The organism is Chryseobacterium sp. Marseille-Q8038 (assembly GCF_965111995.1).
This window is the reverse complement of the sequence record NZ_CBCOPN010000001.1, coordinates 2,571,844-2,593,181: the sequence shown is the minus strand read 5'-3', so window position 1 is coordinate 2,593,181 and position 21,338 is coordinate 2,571,844. Positions and strand designations below refer to the sequence as shown.

The following is a 21,338-nucleotide window of genomic DNA, read 5'->3' as shown; positions in this document are numbered from 1 at the left end:
TGATTCATGGAAGTCTTTCAGTCGATGATGTGATTTTCTATCGCATATTTTACGATTCCGACTGAGTTTTTCGCATTGAGTTTCAAAAGAATTCTTTTTCGGTGTGTTTCTACCGTATTGATACTAATAAATAATTTTTCAGAGATATCTTTACTGCTGCATCCGTCACAGATGAGTTTGAGAATTTCCATTTCGCGACGGGTGAGAGGTTCTTTGATGTGAGGATTGGGTTTTCCCTGTTCACTGCTGATAAAATTGATCATTCTTTCCTTGGCATGGTCACAGATATAGATCTCATTAAGAAGTAAAACATTGATGGATTTAAGAAACTCATCATAGGTGCAGTTTTTATCCAGATAAGCTTTAATACCTTTGTTGAAGAGCTTTCGGATATCAATCACATCATAAGAGCTTCCAATGATCGTAATCTTGGTATTTTTATGTTGTGTAATAATACTTTCCACCAACTTGCAGATTTCGGTAAGCATGAGCATGTTGGAGCTCATAACAAGCATTTCCGGAGGTTCTTCTTTTAAATGTTTGGAGAGGTTTTCTAAAGAATTACAAATATCTATTGTGCTGAAAATTTTGCTTTGTGTAAGCAGTCTTGATAAGCCTTCTGTATAGAGCATGGGTTCATCAAAAATGGTCAATCTTGGTTTCATCATGGTCTGTTTTATTTATATAAAAATAGGAAAAAAACTTTACATTTTAAATAAAATTGTTAAAAATTTTCAATTTATTGTGTTTTTATTAATAGTAAAATGTTATTTTTATTGATTTTTTACTAAATAATTCTCTTTTTGTGGAGTTTTTTAGAGTTATTTCTGTTAAAACATAGTGTTCATCATTGTTTTTGAATGATAATATTAATGGTTTGTGGATTTAACTAACATTACGGGGATATGCTTTACCGGAAAATTAACTGAATTGGCAATGAAACAATATTCGTTTGCTTTATAGTGAAGCTGTTCTGCTTTTTCTACCATAGATTCTTCTGCAACAGTTACCGTAGGATGCAAGGTTACCTCTGTAAAATGACCGCTTCCACTGGCTGTTTCTGCCATGATACCTGTTGCTTCATCAGTATACTCTGTAACAATAATACCTGCTTCAGAACAGAAATGAAGATACCAAAGCATATGACAGGAAGAAAGGGAGGATAAAAACATCTCTTCAGGATTATGCTTTGTCTTGTCGCCACGGAAAGCAGGATCTGATGAACCTTCGATAACAGCTTTATTTTCTGCTGAAATAGTATGGCTTCTTTCGTAGTCTCTATAACCGCTGGTTCCTGTTCCCTGGTTTCCTGTCCATTGAATGGTGATTTTGTAATGGTGATTTTTCATAGATAAAAGATAAAAGATAAAAGATAAAAGATAAAAGATAAAAGATAAAAGATAAAAGATGTTGCCGTTAAAATTCAATAGGGGTGGGCTTTAGCCCAGCCTATATATACAAAAACATCCATTGGCTTTAGCCAAAACTTAAATTGTCAATGATATTCTATACTTATAAATATAAAACAAAAAAACCTCCAGTACAACTGAAGGTTTTAAATTTTGTCTTAATTAGAAAATTCTATCAATTCTTCTTTTTTGGAATTGTAGATTTTATATTCTAAATATTTAAAAGAATCCCTTGGAACAATGGTTACCCATTTTTTGTATTTGATAAACCATTTCATCTGGATACTTTTGATGCCTTTTGTAAGGTAGGCTTCCACAAATGGGTGTACATGCAGGTAGATTTTTCCTTTTTCTTTCTGCAGAATGTTTCTTAAGGTTTCACCCATTCTTTCCACGATAACAATAGGAGCTACAATTTCTCCGTCTTTGTTCGGGTTTTCTTCTTTGGTGTCGATCTGTTTTTCCGGACGGTTTCTTTGTCTGGTGATCTGGATCAGCCCAAATTTACTTGGAGGAAGGATTTTGTGGCGAGCTTTATCGCGCTTCATTTCCTCTTTAAGATGCTCGTAGAGATCTCTTCGGTGATCAGAATTTGGCATATCTATGAAATCGATAACGATGATTCCTCCCATATCGCGGAGGCGAAGTTGTCTTGCGATTTCAGTAGCGGCCATTTTGTTCACTCTTAGCGCATGTTCTTTGTTGACAGCAGTTCCGGTAGTAATATTGTTTCCGGAGTTGACGTCCACAACGTGAAGTGCTTCTGTGTGTTCAATAACAAGATAGGCTCCTTTAGAACTTGGAATGTTTACGTGTTTTCCGAAGCTCTGTTTAAGCTGTTTTTCAACATTGTAATATTCCAGAAGAGGAATATGAGAATCATAAAACTGGACAATATTTTTCTTTTCAGGAGCAATTACTTCTACGTAATTTTTCATTTCGTTTACCATTTGCTCATCATCGCAGATGATATTCACGAAATCCTGATTAAAATTGTCTCTTAAAATAGCTGAAGCTTTGTCTTCTTCGCTTAAAACTTTAGACGGAACTTTATTTCTCTGGATGTTTTTGAAAGTGCTTTCCCATTTCTGAACCAGCTGGTTCATGTCATTATGAAGGTCGGCTACTTTTTTTCCTTCCGCTACCGTTCTGATAATAACTCCGAATCCTTCAGGCTTAATGCTGTCGATAAGGGTTCTCAGTCTTTCTTTTTCCTCAGAACTTCTGATCTTTTTGGAAATAGAAACTTTGTTGTCGAAAGGAATTAAAACCAGAAAACGTCCTGTTAATGAAATCTGGGTAGAAATTCTTGGACCTTTGGTAGAAATAGGTTCTTTGGTAATTTGTAACAGAACCAAGTCATCCTTGGCAATTACTTTGTCTATAGTTCCGTTTTTGTCTATTTCGGGTTGTATCTCGAAATTCTTTAAGCTCGAAGTGCTTTGTTTTTTAGAAATAGTATCTTTTAAAAACTTTCTGTACGTAAGATACTGAGGTCCCAGATCCTGATAATGCAGAAATGCATCTTTGTCATATCCGATATTGACGAATGCTGCATTCAGATTGGGGGCTAGTTTTTTTACTTTTCCTATAAACAGATCTCCAACTATAAAATCGCTTTTGTCTTCTTGCTCATGAAGTTCACATAGTCTTCCGTCTTCCAGCAGCGCAATCTTTGTAAGATCATCTTCATGCGAAACTATTAGTTCTTTCTTCATTTTTTAATAAGATAAAATTGTTAAGATTATAGGAAGTGGATGTTTTTACTGATTAATTCATCTATTAAATATAAGGATTTTGAATGAAAACCATTATATGTTTATTAAAATAATATTTGAAACCCTCCGTTTTCCGCGGAATCTTATAGTTGCAAACAAAAATATAGTTAGTGAACTTTAGAAATTTAAATCCACCAACTATATTATTATATTGTAAATCTCGAGAAAAAGAGATTATTTTTTCTTATGTCTGTTTGCTCTTCTTCTTTTCTTTCTTTTGTGAGTAGCAACCTTGTGTCTTTTTCTTTTCTTTCCGCTTGGCATAATTTTAATTTTTTAGTAACTAGTTAATATTCAGTTAATGTTCTTATTTTACTGCAACTTTAGTTTTTACTTTCTCAACAAAAGATTTTGAAGGTTTGAAAGCAGGAATGTTATGAGCAGGAATCTCAATTGCAGTGTTTTTAGAAATATTTCTTCCTGTTTTAGCAGCTCTTGTTTTAATGATAAAAGATCCAAAACCTCTTAGATAAACGTTATCCCCATTATACATAGAAGTTCTGATCTCCTGCATAAAAGCTTCTACAACTTTCTGTGTTTCATTCTTTTCTGTTCCCAACTTATTTGAGATGGTGTTTACCAATTCTGCCTTTGTCATTTCCTTATTTTAATTTTAAATTTTAGGTGTGCAAATTTAGTTAAAAAAATTGAATACTAGCAAATTAGTGGCAAAATATTTTTATTCAAAGAGTTGGACTTTTTATGTATACACTATATTAAGGCAGGCTTGTGATAATTTAACAATAAAATAATGTTACCGGATAAAGGTACAAAAATTTGACGAACAAAACTTAATAAAAGCTGATTATGACAGGTTCTGCAGGGTTTTAAGGTCTTAGCCATTACATTTGAGATCACCTTATCTGTCCCATAAATTATCCAAAATTGAAAATTTTTAAGGGAAATCAGAATTTTTTATAAACTGGAATTATAATATCCGTTTTCTACACAGAAACGGATAAGGTGAAGCTTGGTTTTTAGCCCCAGCTTTTCTGTAAGTCTGTTAATGTAAGTATCAATTGTTCTGGTACTCAGATTAAGTTTTTCAGCAATTTCTTTATTGCTGAACCCTTCATAACAGAACCTCATAAGCTGTATCTCCGCCGGTGAAAGCTCTTCCTGTCCTTTCTTCTGTCTGTCCATATATTCCTGAACGGCAAGTGGCTGCTGCTCCCATTCTTTGGAATACGCCTGATAGTCGAAGTCTTCAGAGGCTATGCTTCCTTTAATAATATCTTTTATAATCGTACTTTTTTTCTGACAATAATAGATGTTGGGAATCTTGGAAAGGATTTCGGCCATATCTTCCTGATAAGTGCCGGAATAGGTAATGATAGGGGTTTCTGTATTGTTTTTCCTGATGTATTTGATGGCTTCAATTCCACTTAATACCGGCATGAAGAGTTCTATAATGAAAACATCTTCCTGTCTTCTGTAGATTCTGTTTACCAGCTCATGTCCATTGTTACAATCATTCAGAAGCATATAGAAAGGGTTTTCCATAAGGGTTTTGATCATTATTTTTTTAAAATAAAAATCACTGTCTGCAATGGAAAAACGTACGGTATTAGATAATATTTTACTCATTCTTAATATCGATTTGGCGAATGATATTTAAAATTTAGAGGTCTAATTTATGAAAAACTTATCAAAGTGAAAATTAATATTAATTTAATCAGGGTTTTCACGAAACAGGCTTGGGGAAATTACGTATTGTGCATAAAATTTTTTTTTTATATTTTCACAGGCCAAACAAATCGCAAATTATGTCTTCTAACAGGGAAAAAAAATTGAACAAATCTGACGTCAGAACGGGCATTTGGAAGTTTATTCTGTCATTTGTCGTTTTGTCGGTTGTATCTTTTGCTTGCTTATTTCTCTTCTTTAAGAGTTATGATATACAGCGGGAAGGGATTAGCCGCGAAGCTGAAGCTTATAAAGAACTGATGCTTCGAAGTGACGTGCTTAAGGATCACATTGATGATATCTACGACAAAATGAACCAGCTTAGCATTAATAAGGTGGAGAATGAGGTGTTTCTCAGAACCAGTATTATGGATAATGTGAGAGATGCCAAAAATATTATGGGTAAAGACAGTGTGCAGAGCTTTAAACATTATGCTGTACTGATGAAGCAGATTGTACCGATGATGACCTTAAAAGCTAAGATCATCGAAGTGGAATATCAGAAGAAAACGGTTTTGAGAGATCTTGATGAGTGTATGGGAAAAATCAAAGTGACTAATAATGAGCTTAGAAAAGATCCCACAAGAAATTTCACCGGAAGTAAAAGAAGAAGATAAAAAGAAAAGATATGCAAGGACAAATCACATTATCTAAGAAAGAAAGGCATTATCAGTTTTTTTATTTAATACTGATGCTGGTGACTGCAATGTTATTTTTGGGTGTCATCTTTTTAAAAGGATTTGAATCTCCCTTTTCTGATGAAGATGTAAGAGGAATTCAGAATCTTGAACAGAAAGCCGAATTTGAACAGCACCAGAAAGTTGTTCTTCCTATTATGGACAGTACGTATACCATGATTACCAAGCTGACCAATGACGGGCCGCAGCCTTTTATCGAAAACAATATTCAGCTGGGGGTGAATGACCTTAACAGCTATTTTAATAACACGGACGTTGTGGATATCCGTAAAGATGCCTATCCGCAGATTGCCAAATTCTATAAAATGTACTTTGATGACAAAAAAGTCATTTCAACAACCTCTGAAGACATTAAAATTTTCCAGAAGCAGGTAGATGAATGCAGAATCGGATTTAAAGATAAGCAGAATAAGCTCTATCAGCGCGAGCAGGATCTGAAAGCAAGAATGCAGTAAGCAAATAAATACTAGGAATTTTATATAAAACACATCACAATTATTAACTATGAATTATTTTCAAAAGAACAAGAAAAACATTATTATCGGTGTTATTGCAACGTTGCTGATCGCGGCACTGGTTGCTCTGTGGCTGCAGAAAAAAGTAATACACTCAGCCGATGATATTGTTGGGGTGGTTTATCCGTCTTCACTGGCGGTAGGAGACACGCTTTTATTCGAAGATAAAACCCAGTTTGCCAAAACCAAAAGATGGAATTTCGGAGATGGGACAACTTCTGATAAAAACAGTGGTATTCACTTCTATAATAAACCAGGATATTATCAGGTGATTTTGATCGTTGACAATAAGTACACGAAATCTTTCCCTGTAATGGTAGGCGCAAGAAGCGTTCAGAAACCAAAAGATACGGCAATGTCTAAGACCACTATTGAAGCCGTTACTCAGGCGATGCAAAATGAAAATGTAACATTCCGTGCCATTTCTGATGCCAAACAGTTTGCATGGAAATTCGGGGAATCCGGAAATACAGATGCTAAGGATAAATTTACCATCTATTCCTATAAAAAACCTGGAGAATATCTTGTAACGCTGTACACAGAGCAAAGCCAGGATCCTATCTATCACCGCATTAAAATTCTTCCGGCTTATGATGCTCTTGCAGAAGATGAAGTTTCAGTAGAAGACTCTTATGCAAAAGTAGACAACGATTTTAAATATCATTTGCAGCAGATTGCTAACGGGAACAGTTTCAACATGCACTACAATTACCTGTTGAAAACCTATCTGTGTAACAATGAAAATACAGTGGTAAAAGTAAATGACAGCAAAGTAAATAACTTTTACATGTATTGTGCAGGACTTCAGTTTGACAAAAATACGGTGATCCAGACAGTAAAAGTAAACCTGGATGATACGCAGAACTGTGTAACTAAAGTAGATATCAATCAAAGCAAATAATTTCGTCCGGTCTTACGGATGTGCCAATCATAAAAAGATTAAATAGGATGAAAAATAAATTTCCTCTAGCAGCATATTATATAGGGTTAACAGTATTATTGACGAGTTGCCAGGTAAAACTGCCGTCAAAGAAAACCCCGGAGCCTTCACAGTATGGGCAGGTGGATGCTTCCCCTGTCGTTAACGGTTATCCAAAAAAGTCAGTTCCATGGATTGTTATTTCAGACAGATCAAGAAATACGGCTTATCTGGATAAAGATGATGAGAAGTCTTACAAAGAAGTAAAATTCCTTGAACCTTTAATGGTTTTAAAACATAGAGACGGAATGGTAAAAGTAGCGGAGTATGTTCCGGATGCTTTAATGAAAAAGGTTTCATCAAAATCAGTCAAAACATATGGCTGGATTCCGGAATCAGACCTTCTTCTTTGGAATAACGCTTTAAAAAGTGATAAAACAGGTTATCCTGTAAGAGTGGCAGTAGTACCCAATAACAGCGAAGTCATCAGAAGTGCTGAAAGATACTACAAAAATGACTCTATTATGGTGTTTAATTCACCGAGTCTTATTGAAACTGCCAATGTAAAAATTCCTAACGGACAAATTGTATACGTATACAAAATGGCCGAAAACAACAAACGTTTCCTGGTAGGTAAAAAACCGTCTGTTGATATGGACAGTATCAGCAAAGGACTTTACGGTTGGGTAAGTTCAAATGTAATTTCCAGCTGGGGAGAACGTTCCGCTATCAAGCTTAAAAATACAACCGGAATTAACGATTCGGCACTGGGAATTCATGAAGGACATCCTGGCGGATCTGCTTCCGATGCAGATAATAAAACAGCCGTTCTTCTTACCGATGTAAACAAAAGAACACCGCTGGAAAATATCTTCCCTGTAAATCTTCCTTTAGAAGAAGCCCCAACTCCTGATTCCAAGACAAAATATTTCACCAATATTTTAGACTATAGTAAGAACTTTGTCTCCAATGTATTGGGGGAACCCATCTATTTTGACCGTTACAGAGAGATCACTGAAAGAGATAAAAATATCAATATTGTTTTTGCATTAGACGTAAGTGCTGCCAATGCACCTTATGCACCTATCGTAAAATCTTTATTGCAGGATCTTCAGCTTAGATTTGAAAAACCATCCTATTTTAGCAATGTTAAATATGGAGTGGTTCTATACAAAAACAATCCTTGTGGAGAGAATATTTCAGTATCCAACTTAAGTACAGATTACAGTAAAATCACGTCATTTATTGATCAGAAAACAAATGAAATGAACTGCGCAAGCAACAATGGTTACCAACCGGTAGGAGAGGCTCTTACTGCAGCAGGAAACCTTCTTTCAAATGTTTCTGATGAAACCAATATTGTAGTCACTGTAGGAACTTCTGCCAACCAAAGCGGAAATATGTATAGTGTAATCAGCTCGCTGACACAGGCTCAGGCAAGGTTGATTATGTTCCAGACCAGCGCAAGATCATCCGATACTTACAATGATTTTGTATTGATGGCTGAAAATGTAGTGACCAATACGGCTAAAAATATTGCTGAACTTAAAAAACAAAAGATCATCAATCAATATGATGTTCTTACCAAAAATAATTTCAGCCTTGTGGAAGGTGATGCAGGTTTCTTCTCTTTAGCTTATCCTAAACAGAGTATGTCTCAGGGCTTTGTCATTTTCCCTAAAAAAGGAGACATTACCACTCCGGGATTCCTGAAAAAATCTGTTGACAGCCTTATTGCGCAGGTTACTTTAGACAATCAGACGGTTGATAAATCATTGAATGAATATTTCCATTCATCAGTAGGAGCAGGAAGAACAGATGTAGATTTAAAGTATAAATATCTGTATCCAGGACTTACCAATCCTGTTTCTGCAGGAATTGCCGCTCAGTTGATCAACTATGGAAGCCCATTCCTTGTGAAAGGGTATATTCCAAAAGAGCTGAAAGAGTTTACACCGGGAATAGAAAAAGGAATCCTTATTTCAGAATCGGAATATGATAACTTAAAAGCTTTCTACTCGGAAGTTTACAGAAATACTCAGGCTGACCGTGCAGACTTTAATCAGGCAAGAGCCGTGAAAGAATATGTGAAGCTGTTGAAGAAATATAATCCTACGATAAAATTCTTAGATAAAGGAGCGCTTTATGAGCTGCCAATGTCTTATGCTATCGGAATGAGTACAGGATTTGATCTTTCTGAAGAAGAACTGATGGCTAAATATAAACTGAAAGGTTGGAAAAAATCCAAAATCGTTCCTAGTGAGACGGTGAAAAATTATTTCCAGCACTATAAAAACTTAGCAGACAGAATGCTTGCCAACAGAAATAACCCTGCTGTAAAAATTCAACAGAACGGGCAGACTTTCTACTGGCTTAATGAATACTTTACCCCATCAAGAATTCCGACAGAACAACCGGAATACACGAAACACTAAGCAATTCATTTTATGATATCAAAGGCAGGAGTATATACTTCTGCTTTTTTTGTGCTGTAAAGTGAGGCTGTATATATTGATTAATTTTAAACCTTAAACCTTAAACCTTGAACCCATCTTATTTCTCTTTCATGTGGAAAAATATTTTTTATCTAAAAATAGAGATATAATTTAAAATGCTGTATTCATGGTTGTTATAGTGATGTGTGTAAATCCATTGTCGTAGAATTACGACAACAAATCGTAGAACTACTACAATTTTGCAGATTTATAGAGAAAAGTTTTTTTTAGCAGAAAAGAGCCTCTATATTTGCTAACACAATCACCACATCACAAAATATTACTAACGATTAAATTTACTAATCATGGCCGAAAGAAATTCAAGAGGAATCTTAAAATTCAACAACGGGGAAGGGCAAAAGCTGTTAAAAATGAATTACAGCGTTTCCAGATCTACGGACGTTTCAGGACGTGTAGCGTCAGATCCTTCTAACGCACTGATCAAGGTTACAGTAGAAGCTACTGAAAAATCAGATATCCTTGAAAGCTTACTAAACGGTAAATATAAGCCGACAGTAGGTGAGATTACTTTTAACAAATCTCACGAAGAAGGAACACTGATTACGCTGAACTGGCAGAACGGATATGTAATTCAGCATCAGGTAGATTTCGATGCTATTGACAGCAACAGTATGTTGATCAGCTTCGTCATCAGTGCTGAAACAATCGACTACGGTACTTCTCAATACGCTGGGCTATGGCCATCCAGCTAAAACTGACACACATTATCAACATTCATAAGAAAGAAGACTGTCCCTATTTAAGACGGTCTTTTTTTGCCTGAATGAAAAACGATACAAAAGATTTTTATTTTATAAAAGGCTTATATAGTGTCTGTTATATAAAATAATATTATCTTTAAAACAAACACAAACACAAAGCATATGAAAACCGAATCGAAACCCAAAGGATCTTCCTTCCGTCCGTCACAGAATGCAGACGGAATATCCGAGAATCATCATGCAGGCATCAACCGCCTGGTTAAGTTGTCACTGGTTATAGAAGGTAAAATTATTAAGTACTATAAACATTTCACTCTTAAACAAAAAACAAATCATCATCACGAATTCAGTCTTATCCTTGCTCACGATGCATTGGGGGACAGACAGAGTCATACTCTTGAAGAAGCCAATAAATTTCTTGGAAAACGCCTCACAGCTGTTATTTCTTACAAAGATATTGAGAAGAGCCCGGAAAGAAATTTCATTGGAATCATTACCAAAGTAGGTTTCAGTCAGGAGAAAATGAGCCTTGGGAATATTGTCCTCTCCGGATACAGTCCAACCATTTTACTGGATGGTGCTCCCCATATTCAAAGCTTTGGCGGCGGACAGCCCGTTAATATGGGAATCATAGCCAAAGAAGTAATAAAACAGGGAATAGATAAAGAACGATTCGATATAAGAGTTGATACCAATGATTATTCTCAGATCATTTACAGCAGCCAATATAACGAAACCCATTACAATTATCTGGCGAGAATGGCAGAAGCTTATGGGGAACAATTCTATTACGATGGAGAAGTATTGCACTTCGGGAAACTTCCGCCACAGAATAAACCTATAAAACTGCTCTACGGAAGCAATGCAGATAATATCAGAGTAGAGCTGAAAGCGGTACATACAAAACCTCAATATTATGGCTATAACAGCAGTAAAAATGAAAAGCTGACTTCCGGAGAAACTCCGGTAAATCATTTAGGTGATCTCGCCCGTACAACGTACAGCCATAACGATAAAATATATAAAACTCCGGCACTTCAGGTTGCTCCCATTAAAGCCACCACTCATCTGGATGTGGAACATTCCCAAAGAAGCACTTCAGGAAGTGAAGCGGTCAATGTATTTTCAGTTTCCGGTTCTACAACGGTTCCTTTCTTACATCCGGGCTGTATTGCGGATATTCATATGAGAAAACCCGATAGTAATGAAACTTCCTATTTTACCAAGGTTATGATAACGGAAGCTGTTCATGAAATTGATACCATCGGTCATTATACAGGAACTTTTGAATCTATTGCTGCAGACACAGGATTTCTACCCAAACCTGAATTTACTGTACCCGCTGCACAACCACAGATGGCAACCGTTATCTCTAACACTGATCCGGAAGGACAGGGAAGAGTTCAGGTAAGATTCGACTGGCAGATGAATGATACTACTCACTTTGTTAGGGTGATGAGCCCTGATGCTGGAGGAACAGATCAGATCACTCAAAACAGAGGATATGTAGCTATTCCTGAAGTAGGAGATCAGGTGATGGTGAACTTCGTTCATAGTCATCCCGACAGACCTTTTGTAATGGGAGGAATGTTTCATGGAGGAATAGGTCTTGGTGGCGGTGCAGACAACCGTGTAAAATCTATCCAAACGAGAAGTGGCCACCGAATTGTTTTCACAGAAGATGAAAGCATCATTATTACAGATAAAAGCGGTAATGAGATTCATCTGGATACAACGGGCAGCAATATTAATATTACAGCACCGGAAACCATGACTCTGAACTGTAAGAATATGAATATTAATGTGGGGGAGAATATGACAACGACGGTGGGAAATAGCCAAAGTACAAACGTTGGAAATAATATCACAATATCTGCTGGTAATGATATTATAGAAACTGCTACGGGCAATCGAATGGAAATGTCTGATAACCGGACAGAAATGGTGGATAATACATTGCTTAGACAGTCTGATAAATCAGAAACTTTTGCAGGATCTATTGATATTAGCTCAACTCAGGATGATATGATTATGCAAAGTGCTAAGACAATTGAGTGGAATAGCGGAGAAAAATCAAACCTTTTTTAATATGGCAATTATCAAAAGATCAAAAAATATGATTATCAAAACCACAAATAAAGAAACTATTATTTGTGGAAAGAGATTAAAAGAAATTGCAACATCCAAATGGGTAGAAGCTATGGACGGTAAACTAGTGTTGAATAGCCCTAAAAAAATACATTCTCATGGCAACAGGAAATAGCGTAGGAGAATACAAACCAGGAAAACCTTCCATAAATCATATAGTTGAGTATAATGAGAACATAGTTGTTGTAGGAGCAGAAGTTCATGACAAAAAGCCAGTTAATAAATTAATGTTTATGGCTCAAGCTATAAGAAGAGTTAAGATATCAAGTGTACAGACAGTAATATATTTTAAGCATGGCTATTCTCAAAATATGATAAGTGAGTTTGAAAATTCACTGAAAAGTTATAAAAAAAATATAAAAATTATTTCGATCACTAATATTTCTCAACTTTTTAATTACTTAAACATTGGAAGTATAGAGAAATCTGGGAGTGATTATCGTACGACACCGGATGAATATGGAAATATGTATAAGATTAGAAATGTATATTTCTATTCTCATGGTATGCCAAGTAGAATTACATTTATGTTAGATTGGGATCTTTATATAAAAAATAATAATATCAAATCAAATGAAACTGCTCAGAAAAATGAACTGAATTTAGAAAACTATACAATATTAAATCCTAAAAGTTTCTCAAAAGATGTTGAATTATGGTCCTTTGCATGTAGGACTGGACTCAGTGTGGATAATGATTCTGAGGTTGAAAAATTTACATGGGGTGAAGCAGAAAGTCTTGCTCAGAAGTTAGCCGATAGGTTAAACGCAAAAGTTCATGCTTTTCTTAAGAGAAGTAATTATGAACTTACTTGGGGAGGAAGATCGGATAGGTTAGATTTAAAAATTGCTGATAATCTTGAAAAGATAAATATTGATATTAAAAATGACGATAATTTTAGAGCTTATAAGAAAAAAGAAAAAAAGATTGATGAAATTTATCCTTGGCAACCGCAAGGTGCATATAGAGATGTTGTAGCAGGAGACTTTCCATATGGTCCTCCAGGTTGCATGTGTTTATTTCAAAAAAATAAAAAAATTATAATACCTTGTGATACAATGGTCTTTCCAAAAGGTTAAATATATATGAAATCAAAAACTCAATTTTTCTTAATATATCTGGTAATTGGTATTGTTAGCTATTTCGGCTATAAATTATTATACAATACATCCTTTGATTTAGGTTTATTTTGTGATGTCAGTACAGAATGTTACGAATTAACTCAAAAAAGCATTATTTTTAATTGGTTCCTCTTTTTAATGTTAGTAATAACTGTAAATCTTTTACTAAGAAGTAAAATAAAATATTTTATAATAGTAGTACTGGTTTTACTCTTTAATATTTTGAAACTTGGTTCTAATGGAGCTGTAATGTTTCTTTTTATTTTAAATCTATTTACATTACTTTTTCAGCGAAACTAATAGATAATAAAGAAAAGAACCATTATATTATTGCATTTGTATGTATGGTATTTATATATCTATTTGAAATGTTTTATGTTTCTGAAATATTTTATTTTAATACAAAATATGATACTTTGGAAACCATAATATACATTTCTTTAACTCTAATTTTTCTATTTAATTTTTTGACAATGTTTCTTATGAGAAGAAAACAAAATAAATTAAGTCGGTTTTAAATTATGAAATTTAGAATATTTTTTTTAATTGCTATGTTTTTATTTTTTTCTCAATGTAAAAAAAAGCATATGAATAATACAAATAGAATTTATTATAAAACAGAAGAGTTTACATCTTTTGAAAATAATGCCCAGATAAAATATGATGAGGCCAATGCTATATTTTTGGAATATTTAAAAAAAGAACATATAAAATTGACTCCGGTATTTCTTTTTTGTGAAGGAGAAGATTATCTATTTGGTGTAACAACTGATCCCAGCCAGGATAAGATGAACAGATCCTGGAAACTATATAAATTGAAAGTAAACTCGCAATCGGGAAATACAGAACCAATGCAAGGTCAGGTAAAAGAATAATGTAGTAGATAGCGGCTTTTATATTAATTTACATAAAATTATTATAGTATTGATAATGAGGAAAAACTGATTTATCCAAAAAAATTATTATGAATAAAATAATAATATTAGCTGGGTTGGGCTTTTTACTCAATTCCAATCTCAGGAATTACAAGAGACAATGATCCCCAAAATGAGTAATGAATTTGAAAAGATTACCATACAGAACTCTAAGAAAAAAGATGATGACAGATGTATTGAAACCCCAGAAGGAAGAAAAGAAATCTTTTCTGCTTCTAAAGATGGATATGGATTAAGTATTTACTATGAGAATTCTTTTTATAAATCAGATAAATTGTATTATAAAAACGGGTACATAAAAAATAAATCATTGTCATTTAACATGGGCTCTCCCGTAGGAATATTATATTATTTTGATAAATCTGGTAAGCTTATTAAAGAAGAAAATACGGACGAAGGCTATGATTTCAAATCTGAAAATATTATTGCATACTGCGAAAAAAATAAAATTGATCTGCCTAAAGGCTACCATGATTCTGGTTACCAGGCTAGAGTATTAAAACAGGATTTTGAAGGCAAAAAAGTATGGAGAATTTCTCATCAAATTGCAGGAGACAAAATAGAAGAAATCATTCTGGACGGTAAAACAGGAAAAGAGCTTCAAAAGAAAACAGTACCATTTTATAACCCATAATTCTATTGAATATAGATAAAGAAAATAAACTAAATAACCTTAAAACATCAATGAACAAAATCACAGATCATCTGAAATATTTGTCCAAACTATCTGCAGTATTCCTACTCAACGTGTTGAAAATTTACGCAATCGGAACTATTTCAACAATTATTATACTCGTCCTGGGAATCTATATCTTATCAGAAAAGCTGGGGCCGTCATTAGGGCACAGTGGTGCTGGAGGATTTTTGATAACCACTATTACTGCTCAGCCTGTTTCAGCAAGTATTTTCTACCTGTTGATTATTATCGCCCCGTTTTTTACAGTAATTTTTGCCACAAAATATGCAATGTCTGTAGTTATTAGTAAATTGCTTCAGGACCATTCCAAAACAATTGTAAATCCGTTTATAGGTAAGGTCATCAGTACATTTAAAGCCAAACAGCCTATGGTAATCCGAACCAGTGCAGACTTTGCTATTGCAAAAGTTAAACTGTTGAATGAATTCAGAAACAGCTCTGAAAACAGAATTTTGAAAAAGATATTAGGCTATGCCTTACATAAAATCAAGTTTGATGAATTGAACCTCGGTGAGGACAATGCAGACTTCTCCGAAATTATCAAAAAGACCTTGATTGAAAAATTATACGAATTAGCAGAGCCATCAGCCATGCTGTTCTATATCTACATAGGGCTTCAATGGTTCAGTCTGGTTTTATTATATTTTTTGGATATTTAAAACAAAAAGAAGGAGGTTTACAACAGTAATTGGTCACAAAATTCTATTATCGGAACTGTCTCTGGAGACAAAAAAATACGGTTATTACTTCTCTAATTGAAGAATTAACTATCTTTATCTCGTTTAGAATAAAATTTTTAATTTTAGCTGCATAAAAAGAACAACTTTTGACCTCCTGATAAAAGGGATGAGAAATACAGATCAATACCATCAAATCTGAAGAACACTAAAACAGAACGCAAATATATTAATATAAGAAAATTATAAATGGGAGTACTAGTAACCAACGAAACCGTAAAGCAACTATTTCATATTGCTCAGTCGATAGCGAAGGAAAATTATAATGGAACTTATGGAGGGCCACACATCCTGCAGGCATTAATGCATAAAGATATCGGACTTAATGAATTCCTGAAAAGTATAGATAAAGATCCCGGCTATTTCTATGAATGGGCTGATGTCCGTATTGAAGAATATCCTAAAACCAATCACCTGCCGGATGAAGTAGGTCAGGATGATGCTATAGACACCCTTATAGAAGAAGCAGATGATATCCGTTTAAAATTAGGATTGGATGAGATTACTCCTATCTGTATTCTTACCGCAATTGTAAAACCACAGGTGGTATTTTCACTTCAGCAGCTGAAATCACTTCCGCTGAGAGAACATGAAATTTTCAATCTGTACAGAAAAGATACACCATTTGCCGTTTCAGAAGACGGAGATTTTTCATCATTATTTTCAAATGGTACATCAGACTATTCAGACTCTTCATTTCCTTCCATTAAAAGCTACTGTGTAGACAGAACAGCACAGGCCAGAAAAGGAGAAATCGAAAATATCATCGGCAGAGATAAAGAATTGAGAATGCTGGTGGAAATACTTTGCCGAAGAAGCAAACCGAATGTGATCATCATTGGAGAGCCTGGAGTAGGGAAAACTGCTTTGGTAGAAGGTTTTGCTACTGAAATTATCAAAGGAAATGTTCCTGAAATGCTTAAAAACGGTACCCTTTTAGAACTGGACACTGGTGCCCTGTTAGCAGGAACTTCTTATAAAGGTGAAATTGAAGACCGTCTGAAAAAAGTTATCAATGAATGTAAAAAAATAGAAAAAGCTATTCTTTTCATTGACGAAATTCATACCCTTTTAGATCCGAAAGGAAGCATCGGAAACGTTGCCAATCTTCTGAAACCTGAGCTTGCCAGAGGGGAAATTACCGTAATTGGAGCAACTACTCAGGAAGAATACAGAAAAATTATAGAGCCGGAACAGGCTTTCAACCGTCGTTTTGAAGTGTTAACCGTTCACGAACCGGATGAAAAGACTTGCGTAAAAATGATTGACGTACTTCTTGATGGCTATAAAAAACATCATGGTATTGAAGTCGAAAAAACAGCTATTCCCGAATGTGTACGTCTGGCAAAAAGATATGCAAAAGGCAAAAAATTGCCGGATGCAGCTATTGACTTGTTAGACAGAACAATGGCAGCCATTAAAATGCTTGATGAACTTTCAGAAAAAGAACTTAACAGCTGGAAAGAAAGCTATGATGCTATTTTAACAGAAGAATATGCAGACAGCAAAGATAAAGCGGATGAACTGATCTGGACTTATAACTTACTAAGAGACAAAATAAGCCCAATCCTATGGGGTTCTTTGAGTGAGCAGCCTGCGATTGACAACTCTATGCCGGTAGATCAGATTCAGAAAATCATTGAAGATACGTATGCTGAGCTTCTACAGCATGCCGCCAAAAAAAGAGAAAAAGTAGACAGGCTGGAACTGGCTGCAGTAATGGCCGCTAAAACCAATATCCCAATCGGGAAGATCCAGGCTCAGGAAAAAGAAAAACTCCTGAATATGGAATCCCTTCTACTGAACAGAGTGGTAGGACAGGATCATGCATTAAAAATCCTTTCTGATGCTATCGTGGAAAACCGAAGCGGATTGAATAAACCAGGACAGCCAATCGGGTCTTTCTTCCTTCTGGGACCTACCGGAACCGGTAAAACAGAGCTTGCAAAATCTATGGCGGAACTGCTTTTCAATGATGAAAAGGCAATGGTACGCTTTGATATGTCGGAATTTAAAGAAGAACATTCCGCAGCGTTATTATATGGAGCGCCTCCGGGATATGTAGGATATGAGGAAGGTGGTATGCTGGTGAACAAAATCAGACAACAGCCTTATACCGTTGTATTATTTGATGAAATTGAAAAAGCCCACCATTCTGTTTTTGACGTATTCCTTCAGATTATGGACGAAGGAAAAGTTCATGACAAATTAGGGAAAGAAGGAGATTTCAGTAATGCCCTGATTCTGTTTACCTCCAATATCGGAAGTGAAGAAATTGTAAAACAGTTTGAAGAAGGAAAAATTCCGGAATCATCTTCACTGATGCAGATTATGTCAAACTCCGGACGATTCAGACCTGAGTTTTTGGCAAGAATTACAGAGATTATTCCTTTCGCACCAATCACAGAATCTATTGCAGAAAGAATCTTTAATATTCAGTTGAAATCACTTCATACTTCATTAACGAGATTAGGAATTGCTTTAAAAATTACTGATGATGCCGTAAGAAATCTTGCATTGGGAGGATTCAGCAGCAAATATGGAGCAAGACAGATCTCAGGAGTCATCCGTGCACAGCTTGCCAGGCCAATCTCCAAAATGATTGTTAGAGAAGAAGTAAAATCCGGACAGACCATTCATGTAGATTGGAATAATGAAGAAGAAAAATTAAGCTGGAAAGTAGATTAAGTATAAAGTAAGAAGGCAGATCTGCTAACCGCGTTTTGCCTTTTTTGCTTATAAATAAAATTAAAATGAAAACGATTGTCAGAAATATCTTTACAGGTTTACTATTATTGGGAACTGTTGTTTTTGTAAACGGACAGTTTCTTGCCGCTTCCGATACTTCGGAAAGCAGTGTGAAAAAGTATAAAGGTATCATTAATGCCAATAAAGATCTGGTAGAATTTATTGAACAGTTACTTCTTCAGAAAGGGCTTCCCAAGCATTTGAGAAACCTGGCTCTGATTGAGTCCCATTTTGACAGAAATATTACCTCAGGAGCCGGAGCTGTAGGAGTCTGGCAGTTTATGACGGCACATGCCAATCAGTATGGGCTTACAGAACAAGGCCGTACCGATCTTTATAAAAGTACCAAAACAGCCGCTATTTCTTTGAGTAATCTTTATAAAAAGTATAACAACTGGGTGACAGTAGTAGCTGCTTATAACTGTGGTGAAGGAAATATTGCCAAAGCAATGGAAACTGCAGGTTCCTCGCAGTACCATGAGTTTTATAAATACCTTCCCGGAGAAACCATTAATCATGTGAAAAAATACCTGAATGCATGCTATGCTACGGGAGAACTTCAAAGTGTATTGAATAACTATAATTCGTCGAGAATCAATAAGATTTTCTTTGAGGGAGACCGAAAAGAGACTGCTGCAGCGCTTTCAGAAACAGAGATCAATGCCGGATTCAATCTGAACATTGTGGCTGCTGAATTAAATGTAGACGTAGAGAAAATTCTTGCCTGGAATCCGGGAATTGTAGAAGAACTCCAGAGAAAAGGAGAAAGTGCTTTCTATCTTCCCATCGATCTTATGCCCGATTTTCTGCTGAGAAAAAATAAAATACTGGTTCGTTCCATAAAAGAAGGAGGAAAGACCAAACAGTAAAATAATGTCAGATAAAATAAAAAGCAATCAGTGTCACTGGTTGCTTTTTTTATGATAGAAATCTGTTAAGGCTATCCTAACTTTATATTAAAGAAATCTTAATATTTCTCACTGAGGTGTAAAATTATTGTTTTTGTTGTTAATTTTCAATCAGTTAAAACCCTGTGCTGATGGTATTTCGACTGAGTTCGTTAAATCCTTTGTCGTAGAATTACTACAAGAAATCGTAGAATTACTACAAATTTTCAGATTTCCCTTCAAAAGCTTTTTTTAGCAGAAAAGAGCGTCTATATTTGCTAACACAATCACCGAATCACAAAATATTAACGATCAAAATTTACAATCATGGCCGAAAGAAATTCAAGAGGAATCTTAAAATTCAACAACGGAGAAGGACAGAAGCTGTTAAAAATGAATTACAGCGTTTCAAGATCTACAGACGTTTCAGGACGTGTAGCATCAGACCCTTCTAACGCACTGATCAAAGTTACAGTAGAAGCTACTGAAAAATCAGACATCCTTGAAAGCTTGTTAAATGGTAAATACAAGCCAACAGTAGGAGAAATCACTTTCAACAAATCTCATGAAGAAGGAACATTAATTAATTTGAAATGGGAGAATGGATATGTGATCCAGCACGAAGTAGATTTCGATGCAATAGACAGCAACAGTATGCTGGTAAGCTTCGTCATCAGTGCTGAAACGATTGACTACGGTACTTCTCAGTACGCGGGGCTATGGCCTTCAGCAGGTAAATAAGCCTATTCATCATCTTAGTAAAAATAAAATTGGTACAGAACAGTACACTCTTCCGAGTATACTGTTCTGTTTTTTTGTTTAAAAGAATTTCAGAAACCATTTTCCAAAAAGAAAATGACAAGTGTATAAGGGATTCATCAATTGTTTAATCTCTTTCTAAAATTGAGAAATGATAAAATGACTCCATTCAGAACAACCGGAAAATAACAAAAATAACCAGACCTTCAAAAGGTCTTTTTTTATCTAAATAAGTAAAATCAGTCCGTTTTATTTCTCTTCATGGTGTAATAATATATAGATGATTGATGATTTTTAACGGCTTTTAAAATATTTATTTATAGAGGGTTGTGTTTTTATTTAAATCTAATGTCGTAGAATTACGACATGAAATCGTAGAACTACTACACCAAATCGTATAATTACGACACTTTTTCAGATTTTCCTTCAATTGCTTTTTTTTCAAAACCAAGGGCTTTATCTTTGTTATATAATTATTGAATTACAATTTATTACTAACGATTAAAATTTACAATCATGGCAGAAAGAAATTCAAGAGGAATCTTAAAATTCAACAACGGTGAAGGACAGAAACTGTTAAAAATGAACTACAGTGTATCAAGATCTACAGACGTATCAGGACGTGTAGCATCAGATCCTTCTAACGCATTGATCAAGGTTACAGTAGAAGCTACTGAAAAGTCAGACATCCTTGAAAGCTTGTTAAACGGTAAGTACAAGCCAACAGTAGGAGAAATCACTTTCAACAAATCTCACGAAGAAGGAACATTAATTAATTTGAAATGGGAGAATGGATATGTAATCCAGCACGAAGTAGATTTCGATGCAATAGACAGCAACAGTATGCTGATCAGTTTCGTAATCAGTGCTGAGACTATCGACTACGGTACTTCTCAGTACGCAGGACTATGGCCTTCTTCAGGTAAATAATCCAATCAACTTAAATAAAAAAAGGAACAGTATACCATCGGTATGCTGTTTTTTGTTTTTATCATTCATTGAAAACATTTATAAACAAATAGTTTAGAAAAAATTCACAAGCGAAGCGAATTGACTATTCATCATCATACTCTACATCCCATAT

Annotated in this window: 20 protein-coding genes; 15 read left to right on the top strand and 5 right to left on the bottom strand. The window is 34.9% G+C overall.

The genetic code is table 11. From position 1 onward, the window contains the following. Positions 1-17 precede the first annotated feature (17 nt). The 5 genes from ACWPWS_RS11980 to ACWPWS_RS11960 all read right to left on the bottom strand — a co-directional run bounded on the left by ACWPWS_RS11980 (position 18) and on the right by ACWPWS_RS11960 (position 4,774). The gene (locus ACWPWS_RS11980) at positions 18-668 is read right to left on the bottom strand and encodes a response regulator transcription factor (protein WP_245169767.1); all 651 of its coding nucleotides are present in this window, start codon (positions 666-668) and stop codon (positions 18-20) included. Between the two features lie 201 nt (positions 669-869). After that, entirely contained in the window at positions 870-1,349 is a 480-nt protein-coding gene (locus ACWPWS_RS11975; protein WP_454046639.1) for an OsmC family protein, read from the bottom strand. A gap of 218 nt (positions 1,350-1,567) precedes the next feature. Continuing rightward, on the bottom strand, positions 1,568-3,127 hold the full coding sequence (locus ACWPWS_RS11970) for an Rne/Rng family ribonuclease (RefSeq protein WP_105684438.1): 1,560 nt from the start codon (positions 3,125-3,127) through the stop codon (positions 1,568-1,570). 367 nt (positions 3,128-3,494) lie between these two features. Beyond that, the gene (locus tag ACWPWS_RS11965) at positions 3,495-3,785 is read right to left on the bottom strand and encodes an HU family DNA-binding protein (protein WP_002984212.1); all 291 of its coding nucleotides are present in this window, start codon (positions 3,783-3,785) and stop codon (positions 3,495-3,497) included. Between the two features lie 317 nt (positions 3,786-4,102). Beyond that, complete coding sequence (locus tag ACWPWS_RS11960; protein WP_034697153.1) at positions 4,103-4,774, bottom strand: response regulator transcription factor; 672 nt, start codon at positions 4,772-4,774, stop codon at positions 4,103-4,105. 203 nt (positions 4,775-4,977) lie between these two features. Between ACWPWS_RS11960 and tssO the strand changes: the two genes are divergently transcribed. The 15 genes from tssO (at position 4,978) to tssD (ACWPWS_RS11885) (ending at position 21,184) form a co-directional block, all read left to right on the top strand. Beyond that, positions 4,978-5,490: a type VI secretion system TssO gene (gene tssO / locus ACWPWS_RS11955; RefSeq protein ID WP_454046638.1), complete on the top strand. Its 513-nt coding sequence runs from the start codon at positions 4,978-4,980 to the stop codon at positions 5,488-5,490. 11 nt (positions 5,491-5,501) lie between these two features. Then, entirely contained in the window at positions 5,502-6,026 is a 525-nt protein-coding gene (locus ACWPWS_RS11950; protein ID WP_105684436.1) for a type VI secretion system transmembrane protein TssO, read from the top strand. A gap of 49 nt (positions 6,027-6,075) precedes the next feature. Then, the gene (locus ACWPWS_RS11945; RefSeq protein ID WP_105684435.1) at positions 6,076-6,987 is read left to right on the top strand and encodes a PKD domain-containing protein; all 912 of its coding nucleotides are present in this window, start codon (positions 6,076-6,078) and stop codon (positions 6,985-6,987) included. Between the two features lie 47 nt (positions 6,988-7,034). Next, on the top strand, positions 7,035-9,440 hold the full coding sequence (gene tssR / locus ACWPWS_RS11940) for a type VI secretion system protein TssR domain-containing protein (protein WP_209785750.1): 2,406 nt from the start codon (positions 7,035-7,037) through the stop codon (positions 9,438-9,440). A 365-nt stretch (positions 9,441-9,805) separates the two neighbouring features. After that, on the top strand, positions 9,806-10,213 hold the full coding sequence (tssD, locus tag ACWPWS_RS11935; RefSeq protein ID WP_034697144.1) for a type VI secretion system tube protein TssD: 408 nt from the start codon (positions 9,806-9,808) through the stop codon (positions 10,211-10,213). Between the two features lie 171 nt (positions 10,214-10,384). Continuing rightward, positions 10,385-12,310 carry a type VI secretion system Vgr family protein gene (locus ACWPWS_RS11930; protein ID WP_454046637.1) on the top strand — a complete coding sequence of 642 codons (1,926 nt, stop codon included), beginning with the start codon at positions 10,385-10,387 and terminating at the stop codon, positions 12,308-12,310. Position 12,311: 1 nt separating this feature from the next. Beyond that, positions 12,312-12,485 carry a hypothetical protein gene (locus ACWPWS_RS11925; RefSeq protein WP_454046636.1) on the top strand — a complete coding sequence of 58 codons (174 nt, stop codon included), beginning with the start codon at positions 12,312-12,314 and terminating at the stop codon, positions 12,483-12,485. Beyond that, positions 12,469-13,449 (top strand): hypothetical protein, encoded by a 981-nt coding sequence (locus tag ACWPWS_RS11920; RefSeq protein ID WP_454046635.1) that lies wholly within the window; start codon positions 12,469-12,471, stop codon positions 13,447-13,449. The genes ACWPWS_RS11925 and ACWPWS_RS11920 overlap by 17 nt, the downstream gene beginning before the upstream one ends. Before the next feature lie 629 nt (positions 13,450-14,078). Continuing rightward, positions 14,079-14,366, top strand: coding sequence for a hypothetical protein (locus ACWPWS_RS11915; protein WP_209785747.1), 288 nt, complete (start codon positions 14,079-14,081; stop codon positions 14,364-14,366). A gap of 172 nt (positions 14,367-14,538) precedes the next feature. Beyond that, positions 14,539-15,060 carry a hypothetical protein gene (locus ACWPWS_RS11910; protein ID WP_454046634.1) on the top strand — a complete coding sequence of 174 codons (522 nt, stop codon included), beginning with the start codon at positions 14,539-14,541 and terminating at the stop codon, positions 15,058-15,060. 50 nt (positions 15,061-15,110) lie between these two features. Then, positions 15,111-15,782 carry a hypothetical protein gene (locus ACWPWS_RS11905; RefSeq protein ID WP_454046633.1) on the top strand — a complete coding sequence of 224 codons (672 nt, stop codon included), beginning with the start codon at positions 15,111-15,113 and terminating at the stop codon, positions 15,780-15,782. Positions 15,783-16,049: 267 nt separating this feature from the next. Further along, on the top strand, positions 16,050-18,548 hold the full coding sequence (locus tag ACWPWS_RS11900) for an ATP-dependent Clp protease ATP-binding subunit (protein ID WP_309513414.1): 2,499 nt from the start codon (positions 16,050-16,052) through the stop codon (positions 18,546-18,548). A gap of 65 nt (positions 18,549-18,613) precedes the next feature. Next, positions 18,614-19,477 carry a lytic transglycosylase domain-containing protein gene (locus ACWPWS_RS11895; protein WP_454046632.1) on the top strand — a complete coding sequence of 288 codons (864 nt, stop codon included), beginning with the start codon at positions 18,614-18,616 and terminating at the stop codon, positions 19,475-19,477. 345 nt (positions 19,478-19,822) lie between these two features. Then, positions 19,823-20,236: a type VI secretion system tube protein TssD gene (gene tssD, locus ACWPWS_RS11890; RefSeq protein WP_105684426.1), complete on the top strand. Its 414-nt coding sequence runs from the start codon at positions 19,823-19,825 to the stop codon at positions 20,234-20,236. 534 nt (positions 20,237-20,770) lie between these two features. Next, positions 20,771-21,184 carry a type VI secretion system tube protein TssD gene (tssD, locus tag ACWPWS_RS11885; protein WP_105684425.1) on the top strand — a complete coding sequence of 138 codons (414 nt, stop codon included), beginning with the start codon at positions 20,771-20,773 and terminating at the stop codon, positions 21,182-21,184. Positions 21,185-21,338 lie beyond the last annotated feature (154 nt).

Bases quoted from the DNA above. Each gene is read 5' to 3' on its own strand.
- ACWPWS_RS11895 (WP_454046632.1), top strand. From the start codon at position 18,614: ATGAAAACGATTGTCAGAAATATCTTTACAGGTTTACTATTATTGGGA.
- ACWPWS_RS11900 (WP_309513414.1), top strand. From the start codon at position 16,050: ATGGGAGTACTAGTAACCAACGAAACCGTAAAGCAACTATTTCATATT.
- ACWPWS_RS11975 (WP_454046639.1), bottom strand. From the start codon at position 1,349: ATGAAAAATCACCATTACAAAATCACCATTCAATGGACAGGAAACCAG.
- ACWPWS_RS11960 (WP_034697153.1), bottom strand. From the start codon at position 4,774: ATGAGTAAAATATTATCTAATACCGTACGTTTTTCCATTGCAGACAGT.
- ACWPWS_RS11965 (WP_002984212.1), bottom strand. From the start codon at position 3,785: ATGACAAAGGCAGAATTGGTAAACACCATCTCAAATAAGTTGGGAACA.
- ACWPWS_RS11970 (WP_105684438.1), bottom strand. From the start codon at position 3,127: ATGAAGAAAGAACTAATAGTTTCGCATGAAGATGATCTTACAAAGATT.
- ACWPWS_RS11980 (WP_245169767.1), bottom strand. From the start codon at position 668: ATGATGAAACCAAGATTGACCATTTTTGATGAACCCATGCTCTATACA.
- tssD (WP_105684425.1), top strand. From the start codon at position 20,771: ATGGCAGAAAGAAATTCAAGAGGAATCTTAAAATTCAACAACGGTGAA.
- ACWPWS_RS11920 (WP_454046635.1), top strand. From the start codon at position 12,469: ATGGCAACAGGAAATAGCGTAGGAGAATACAAACCAGGAAAACCTTCC.
- ACWPWS_RS11915 (WP_209785747.1), top strand. From the start codon at position 14,079: ATGAATAATACAAATAGAATTTATTATAAAACAGAAGAGTTTACATCT.
- ACWPWS_RS11950 (WP_105684436.1), top strand. From the start codon at position 5,502: ATGCAAGGACAAATCACATTATCTAAGAAAGAAAGGCATTATCAGTTT.
- tssD (WP_034697144.1), top strand. From the start codon at position 9,806: ATGGCCGAAAGAAATTCAAGAGGAATCTTAAAATTCAACAACGGGGAA.
- tssD (WP_105684426.1), top strand. From the start codon at position 19,823: ATGGCCGAAAGAAATTCAAGAGGAATCTTAAAATTCAACAACGGAGAA.
- ACWPWS_RS11910 (WP_454046634.1), top strand. From the start codon at position 14,539: ATGAGTAATGAATTTGAAAAGATTACCATACAGAACTCTAAGAAAAAA.
- ACWPWS_RS11945 (WP_105684435.1), top strand. From the start codon at position 6,076: ATGAATTATTTTCAAAAGAACAAGAAAAACATTATTATCGGTGTTATT.
- ACWPWS_RS11930 (WP_454046637.1), top strand. From the start codon at position 10,385: ATGAAAACCGAATCGAAACCCAAAGGATCTTCCTTCCGTCCGTCACAG.
- ACWPWS_RS11925 (WP_454046636.1), top strand. From the start codon at position 12,312: ATGGCAATTATCAAAAGATCAAAAAATATGATTATCAAAACCACAAAT.
- ACWPWS_RS11905 (WP_454046633.1), top strand. From the start codon at position 15,111: ATGAACAAAATCACAGATCATCTGAAATATTTGTCCAAACTATCTGCA.
- tssR (WP_209785750.1), top strand. From the start codon at position 7,035: ATGAAAAATAAATTTCCTCTAGCAGCATATTATATAGGGTTAACAGTA.